Origin of the sequence: Blautia sp. OM07-19 (assembly GCF_003481595.1) — a bacterium.
Classification (GTDB): Bacteria; Bacillota; Clostridia; order Lachnospirales; family Lachnospiraceae; genus Blautia_A; species Blautia_A intestinihominis.
Genome location: NZ_QULA01000060.1, coordinates 1 through 7,313 on the forward strand (window position 1 = coordinate 1; position 7,313 = coordinate 7,313).

Sequence of the window (7,313 nt, forward strand, 5' to 3'; positions counted from 1 at the left end):
CCTAAAGCGTCTGGAAGCACGTGACTTCAGTCATGTGAGGATAGAGTTTTTAATTCACGATGATTCGATCATAGGCCGTGACAGCGATGGCAGCCTGAATGAAGATTACTGCAAATGGTGTTACGCTGACGGTACCTATACCTACAGCGATATGGACGAACTGATCGATGTCTGTGTCAGAAATATGGTAAGCGAAAATTTCACAGAAGAACAGGCGCGCTCATACATGAAGGAACTGCTCCCGAACTGGTTCTCTATAAAAAAAGGTAAGCTGCCGTAAACAGCAGAAGAGCTACAAACTACCCAATTGTTCTACTGATAGCATAAGGTTATGAATAGAAAAAGTCTAAGTTATCACTTATGATAAAAAAATAACAATAATGATAAAAAAATAACAGATAAATTTCTAGTGAAAAAGCCTTGTTTCATAAAAAAAGCCATTCTTTTTGATAAAAATATACAATAATAGCTGGATAAAATAAATGATTTGTGCTACATTTATATAGACAGTAATTATAGAACCAAATTATCGAAATTTTATTGTTTTTTTCTTAACAGTGCAGAGGGGGAAAGAAAGGATAAAAAAGATAAGTATGCAGGTTCAAATATTTCATAAGGAAGGTGAGCAATTGGAAAACTATACTAAGTACAAGCTGAAAAGCAGTGATGAACTTACATCAGTGCTGAACGGCAGGGACAACCTGTTTGTGATTGCCTGCAACAAGTGTTTCAAAGAATTTGAAACCGTTGACGAACCAGATTGCGGAGAGTTCCTGGAATTTGCTGCGGAGCAGGGAAAAACCGTCACAGGCAGTGCAAAATTTGATTTCTTATGCAATAAGATGCACACAGAAAGAAAATTACAGGATCTGATTCCAGAAGGTACAGAGAATGTAGTAGTAATTTCCTGTGGTCTTGGTATTCAGACTGTTGCGGATCTGGCTGGCAAGCCGGTTATTGCCGCAAGCAATACCCTTAACTACAGAGGCCATCATGGCATGGCACTTACGAAGAAGAGCTGTGATGCATGTGCACAGTGTTATCTGAACGTTACCGGAGGCGTCTGTCCTATCGTCGACTGTTCTAAGAGTCTTGTAAATGGACAGTGCGGCGGAGCAAAGAACGGAAAATGCGAAGTGGATCCGAACAAGGACTGTGCATGGGAAAAGATCTACCAGAGACTGGCAAAACAGGGCCGTCTGGAAGAATTCCTCAATCAGCCGGTGCAGGTTCGTGATTTCTCCAAAGTTAATTTCAAGGTTATCAATGATTATGTCAAATCTATCAGAGATAACAGACTGAACGGATACTATGGCGGTGTTCATCCATCAGAACACAAGGAATTCAGTGAGCATATCGATCTGAAGAGATTCCCGGATCCGAAGACCGTTGTGATCTCCATGTCACAGCATCTGGGAGCTCCGGCTAACCCGATCGTTCAGGTAGGTGACACAGTGAAAGTCGGCCAGAAGATCGCTGAAGCAGCCGGATTTATCAGTGCGCCGGTACATTCCAGCGTAAGCGGAACTGTAGTAGCTGTTGAACCTCGTATGCATGGTACAAGAGGCAGTGAAGTGATGGCAGTTGTCATCGAATCAGACGGAAAGAATACTCTGCACGAATCCGTACAGCCTCATAAACCTTTAGATGAACTTACACCAGATGAGATCATTGAGATTGTAAAAGAAGCAGGAATCGTTGGTATGGGTGGAGCAGGTTTTCCGACCTGTGTCAAACTGAAACCAGCCAAACCAGTTGATACCATTCTCCTCAATGGATGCGAATGTGAGCCATATTTAACAGCAGACCACAAGGTTCTCCTTGAGTTTGCAGATGACATTATTTTTGGTCTGAAAGCAATCCTCAAGACAACAGGTGCCGGGAAGGGTATCATTGTCATCGAGGATAACAAGCAGGATGCCATCGAATTAATGCAGGAAAAAGTTGCCGACATCGGAAACATGGAAGTTTTTGTTGCAAGAACCAAATACCCACAGGGTGCTGAAAAAACTCTCATCAAGCGCGTTATGGGCAGAAAGGTTCCGAGCGGCGGTCTCCCGGCAGATGTTGGCGTTATCGTAGATAATATCAGTACCGTAAAGGCAATCTCTGATGCGATCCAGAAAGGTATGCCGCTGATCGAGCGTGTTACAACAATCACAGGCGAGAAGATCAAGAATCCTGGCAACTTTATTATCAAGATCGGTACAAGCGTAAGAGATCTGATCGATTATTGTGGTGGATTTACAGATGATGACGTACTGGTCAAGATGGGCGGACCAATGATGGGATTCCCTCTGAATACACTGGATGTACCAATGATGAAGGGATCCAACGGTATCATCGCTATTGATACAGATGAGACAAAAGAGCAGCCATGTATCAAATGTGGACGCTGCGTAGACGTATGTCCGATGGAGCTTTCTCCTCTGTATTTCGTAAAATATGCCAAAGAAGAGAACTGGCAGGGCATGAAAGACATGAGCGTTATGGATTGTGTTGAATGTAGATGCTGTCAGTACATCTGTTCTTCCAAGATTCCGATCATTAACAGTATCAAAGCCGGAAAAAATGCAGTAAGGGGGATGAAGTGATATGTTGATTACCCAGTTAAAAGCAAAAGAAACGATCACATCACTGGCAGCCGGAAAAAAGGTTTTTATCATTAACTGCCACGGATGTAAAGAAGTTCGTTTTCCGGAAAAAGAAGCTGTTGAACTTCAGAAGGAACTTGCCGCTGAAGGAAATGTAACAGGGATCATGACAACTGATTATATCTGTAATCCGGAAAATATGGAATTACGTCTTAAGAAACATATGAGCAAGATCCAGGAAGCAGATCTGGTTCTGGTATTCTCCTGCGGTGTTGGTGTGCAGACCGTTGCGGAATATCTGGATGACAAGATGGTCTGTGCAGCCTGTGATACATACCCGGTACCTGGTTTCCAGGGTGTGACACCATTAGAGTACAAATGTGACCAGTGTGGTGAATGCTACCTGAATCTGACAGGTGGAATCTGCCCGATCACAGCATGTTCCAAGAGTCTTGTCAACGGCCAGTGCGGCGGTTCCAAGAACGGAAAATGCGAAGTAGACAGTGAGATGGAATGTGGATGGGAACGCATCTACAGACGCCTGAAAGAGATCGGACGCCTTGACGCACTGAAATGCCCGACACAGATTCATAATTTTGCGACAGATGATGAAGTAAAATAATCAGAAGCCTGATAAATTATAATTTATAATGATTGGAGCAATGTACAATGAAAATGAAAGAATTATTCGACCGTGGTGAATTTGTAGTTTCAGCAGAAGTAGGACCGCCGAAAGGAATCCATGTAGATGAACTGGTAGAGGAAGCCAAAACATATCTCAAAGGTGTTCATGCAGTTAACGTAACAGATAACCAGTCTTCTGTTATGCGTCTTGGCTCTCTTGCAATGTGTAAAGTACTTAAGGATGCAGGAATGGACCCGATCTTCCAGCTTGCATGTCGTGACAGAAACCGTATCGCTCTGGAGTCTGATCTCTTAAGTGCTGCAATGTTCGGTATTGAGAACATTCTCTGCCTGACAGGCGACCATACAAAGATGGGCGATCATCCGCAGGCAAAACCGGTATTCGACCTTGACTCTGTATCTCTTCTTCACACAGTGAAGCTCCTGGAGTCTGGTGTAGACCTTGGTGGAAATGAACTGGTTGGTGAGCCGCCGAAGTTCTCCAAGGGTGCAGTTGTATCTCCGTGTAGCGATTCCGTTGACGCACAGCTTGCCAAGATGGAAAGAAAAGTTGCAGCAGGTGCAGATTACTTCCAGACACAGGCTGTATTTGAGCCGGAGAAATTCATCAAATTCATGGAAAAAGCAAAACAGTTCGGCAAACCGGTACAGGTTGGTATCATCATTCCGAAGTCTGTTGGAATGGTAAGATTCATGAACAATAACGTTGCCGGCATTCATGTTCCGGATGAAATGATCGAAGAACTGAAAGCAGACAAAGAAAAGACAAAAGCAGGTATCACAGGTGTTGAGATCGCTGCACGTATCATCAAAGAGTGCAAGCCATACTGTCAGGGTGTACATATCATGGCACTTGGCTGGGAATCCAAGATCCCGGATCTGCTGAAACTGGCTGAGATCTAAAAATAAATCTATGATCTGAGTAATTACAAATTATTACAGACTATCATAAAAGCTATCTGAATTTCGGGTGCAGACTCTGCATCCGAAGCAGATAGCTTTTTTTATGAACAAAAATAATATGAAGAAAAACTTCAATATAATGCGAAAATATGCTATATTTTTAAGATAAGAGACAGAGAGATAAAGGAGAAATACAATGGGAATCGTAGTAATCGGAGATGTTTTCATTGATATCAAGGGATATTCCACATCCCCTTATATTCCGCAGGGAAGAAACGCCGGAACAATCGTGCAGATTCATGGAGGAGTAGGACGTAACGTTGTAGAAGATATTGCAAACGTAGAACTGGAGCCGACTTTTGTTGGAGCAGTTGACGATGATGCGATGGGTGAAGAAGTTATCCAGAAACTGAAAAGACATAAAGTGAATACCAAATATATGCGAAAAGCAAATAACGGCATGGGAACCTGGCTGGCAGTATTTAATCATGAAGGTGATGTGGTTGCATCCATTTCAAAGAGACCAGATCATCGAACGATTGAAAGAATTCTGGATGAACATGGCGATGAGATCTTTAAGGATGCAGACAGTATCGTAATAGAAATCGATTTGGAAAAAGAAATCGTCAAAAAAACCTTCGCCTATGCAGAGAAATACAACAAGAAAGTTTATGCGATCGTATCTAACATGAGCATTGCAATCGAGCGAAGAGATTTTATCCGAAGAACTGCATGCTTTGTCTGTAACCAGCAGGAAGCGGGTATTCTGTTTTCAGAGAACTATGAGAATGTGACACCGGAAGAGATGACGGATATCCTTGCAGATCGTATCCGTTCTGCCAAAATTCCGAAGATGGTTGTGACCATGGGCGGAGATGGTGCTGTTTATGCAGATCAGGAGGGAGATAAGGGCGTTTATCCGGCGCTCAAAGTAGATGTTGTGGATACAACCGGAGCCGGAGATTCCTTCTTTGCAGGTGTCTGCATGGGACTTACTTACGGCAAGACATTACGCGAAGCCTGTGGAATCGGCACCAGACTTGCATCAACCGTCATTTGTACATCAGAAAATATCTGTCCTAGATTTATGCCAGAAGAATTCGGACTTGAGAGGTAAGAGAAAATGAACAAAGAAAGTATTATTATTGGAATCGCCGGAGGTTCCGGATCAGGAAAATCTACTTTTACAAACAGGATCAAAGAACGTTTTGGTGACAAAGTTGTGGTCATTTATCACGACAATTATTACCGCAGACAGGATGGAATCCCATTCGAGAAACGTGTCAAAGTAAACTATGATCATCCGGATTCACTGGAAACAGATCTTCTGGTGGAGCATCTGAAACAGTTAAAAGCCGGGAAATCAATCGAGTGTCCAGTTTACGACTACAGCCAGCATAATCGTTCAGATAAGGTGATCACGATCAAGCCAAGACCGGTCATCCTTGTAGAAGGAATCCTGCTTCTTGCAGATCCGAGGATCCGTGATCTTCTCGACATCAAAGTATATGTGGAAGCTGATGCAGATGAGAGAATCCTGCGCCGTATCTCCAGAGATGTTGAGGAACGTGGAAGAGATCTGAACGGAATCATCGAACAGTATCTGACGACTGTAAAACCGATGCATTATCTGTATGTGGAGCCGACAAGAGCAAAGGCTGACATCGTGATCAACAGTGGAAAAAATAATATCGCATTTGATCTGTTTGCATCAAAGATCGAACAGCTTCTGAGAGACAGGCAAAGTTAAATCATGGAAAGTGATAAGGTGAACGAAGAAAATAATAAAGAAGTAGTTCTTGCAGAGTACAGCGATAAAACATTGCATAAACTGATCAAATCCGGCATGTGGAAAATGTACTGCAGCCGTGATTTTTAGATTGTCAGTGTGGAATGGAGCGATGAACTGAGACGGATGGTAGGATACCAGAATGAAGAAGATTTTCCGAATAGTGAGCGTGTTTTTTCGAAAGAGTTCATCCGGATAACTGGGAAAGAATGATGCAATTATATAGAAAAGCTCTTCGTGATACCAGCGGAAAAATCATCTACGATACAGAATTTCGTATACGCACAAAAAGCGGCGAGTACCGCTGGTTCCGTTCAACAGGGCGCATGACACGCAAAAAGTGGGGAAGAGCAGGTGTCTTCTATGGAATGCTCATGGACATAGATGAGAAAAAGAAGACCGATGCCAAGCTGTTATGGCGTGATACCCTGGCGGATGTTATGACGCAGAACCTTGACAGCGTATATATCATACTGGATAAACGCAACCGTGATTCTCTGTATGTAAGTCCAAGTATCGAAAAGATTTTTGGAATCAGGAAAGACATTCCGCATCCGCTTCTTGCTGTACAGGATCTGGAACAGCCGGAATCGGACGATTTTTCGATCGAAGAGGTTAAGAACCTTCCGGAAGGTCAGTCGCAGATCAAGGATTCCTGGATCATACCAGTAGGAGAAACGAAGGCAAAAATGTTCCAGAAAACACTTTATCATGTTGTGCGTGGCAGAGAAGACCTTCTGACCTTTGAGTTCGCAGATCATACACATGAGCAGGAAATTCGTAAAAATATTGAGGACGCACTGGAAATCGCGAAGAGTGCCAACGCCGCCAAGAGCAGTTTCCTGTCGAATATGAGCCATGACATCCGGACTCCGATGAATGTGATCGTGGGGCTTTCGAACCTGATGGAGCATGAACTGGATAATCCGCAAAAAATGCGGGAGTATATCCAGAAGATCCAGACTTCCAGCAACCACCTTCTGGGCCTTATCAATGATGTGCTTGATATGAGCAAGATAGAGAGCGGCGAAAACAGGATGAACATTGAGACGTTTGATCTTACCGAACAGATCAGAGAAATTGACATGCTTATCTATGCCAAATATCGTTTTGTGATCACAGATAATGGAATTGGAATGAAAAAAGAGTATCTGGAGCATATCTTTGAACCATTCAGCCGTCAGGAAAATTCCGTCACAAACCGTGTACAGGGAACGGGACTTAGAATGGCAATCACCAAAAATATCGTCGATATGATGAGCGGCATTATCCAGATAGAGAGCGAAGAAGGAATAGGAAGTACCTTCGAGGTTATTTTTGAAGACTGCGCGCCGCATTCTCGTTACTTCTAGTGATGAGTTAGGCGCGCAAATTTTTTACAA

At 43.1% G+C, this 7,313-nt stretch carries 8 protein-coding genes and 1 pseudogene; all 9 read left to right on the top strand.

From position 1 onward, the window contains the following. On the top strand, window positions 1-280 hold a 280-nt coding region (locus DXC01_RS19345), incomplete at its 5' end, for a zinc ribbon domain-containing protein (RefSeq protein ID WP_279221587.1). Between the two features lie 349 nt (window positions 281-629). Then, a complete protein-coding gene (rsxC, locus tag DXC01_RS19350; protein WP_118699642.1) occupies window positions 630-2,594 on the top strand; it encodes an electron transport complex subunit RsxC in 1,965 nt (654 codons plus the stop codon). Between the two features lies 1 nt (window position 2,595). Further along, the gene (locus DXC01_RS19355; protein WP_118254487.1) at window positions 2,596-3,216 is read left to right on the top strand and encodes a methylenetetrahydrofolate reductase C-terminal domain-containing protein; all 621 of its coding nucleotides are present in this window, start codon (window positions 2,596-2,598) and stop codon (window positions 3,214-3,216) included. 47 nt (window positions 3,217-3,263) lie between these two features. After that, window positions 3,264-4,142 carry a methylenetetrahydrofolate reductase gene (locus DXC01_RS19360; protein WP_118699643.1) on the top strand — a complete coding sequence of 293 codons (879 nt, stop codon included), beginning with the start codon at window positions 3,264-3,266 and terminating at the stop codon, window positions 4,140-4,142. Window positions 4,143-4,338: 196 nt separating this feature from the next. Continuing rightward, on the top strand, window positions 4,339-5,259 hold the full coding sequence (locus DXC01_RS19365; RefSeq protein WP_118699644.1) for a carbohydrate kinase family protein: 921 nt from the start codon (window positions 4,339-4,341) through the stop codon (window positions 5,257-5,259). A 6-nt stretch (window positions 5,260-5,265) separates the two neighbouring features. Then, entirely contained in the window at window positions 5,266-5,892 is a 627-nt protein-coding gene (gene udk, locus DXC01_RS19370; RefSeq protein ID WP_118699645.1) for a uridine kinase, read from the top strand. 3 nt (window positions 5,893-5,895) lie between these two features. Further along, window positions 5,896-6,021 carry a hypothetical protein gene (locus DXC01_RS20935; RefSeq protein WP_264466956.1) on the top strand — a complete coding sequence of 42 codons (126 nt, stop codon included), beginning with the start codon at window positions 5,896-5,898 and terminating at the stop codon, window positions 6,019-6,021. A 101-nt stretch (window positions 6,022-6,122) separates the two neighbouring features. Next, a pseudogene (locus DXC01_RS21535) lies at window positions 6,123-6,332 on the top strand (PAS domain-containing protein); the annotation flags it as partial. A gap of 39 nt (window positions 6,333-6,371) precedes the next feature. Continuing rightward, window positions 6,372-7,283 carry a sensor histidine kinase gene (locus tag DXC01_RS21540; protein WP_442857942.1) on the top strand — a complete coding sequence of 304 codons (912 nt, stop codon included), beginning with the start codon at window positions 6,372-6,374 and terminating at the stop codon, window positions 7,281-7,283. The last annotated feature ends 30 nt before the right edge of the window (window positions 7,284-7,313 follow it).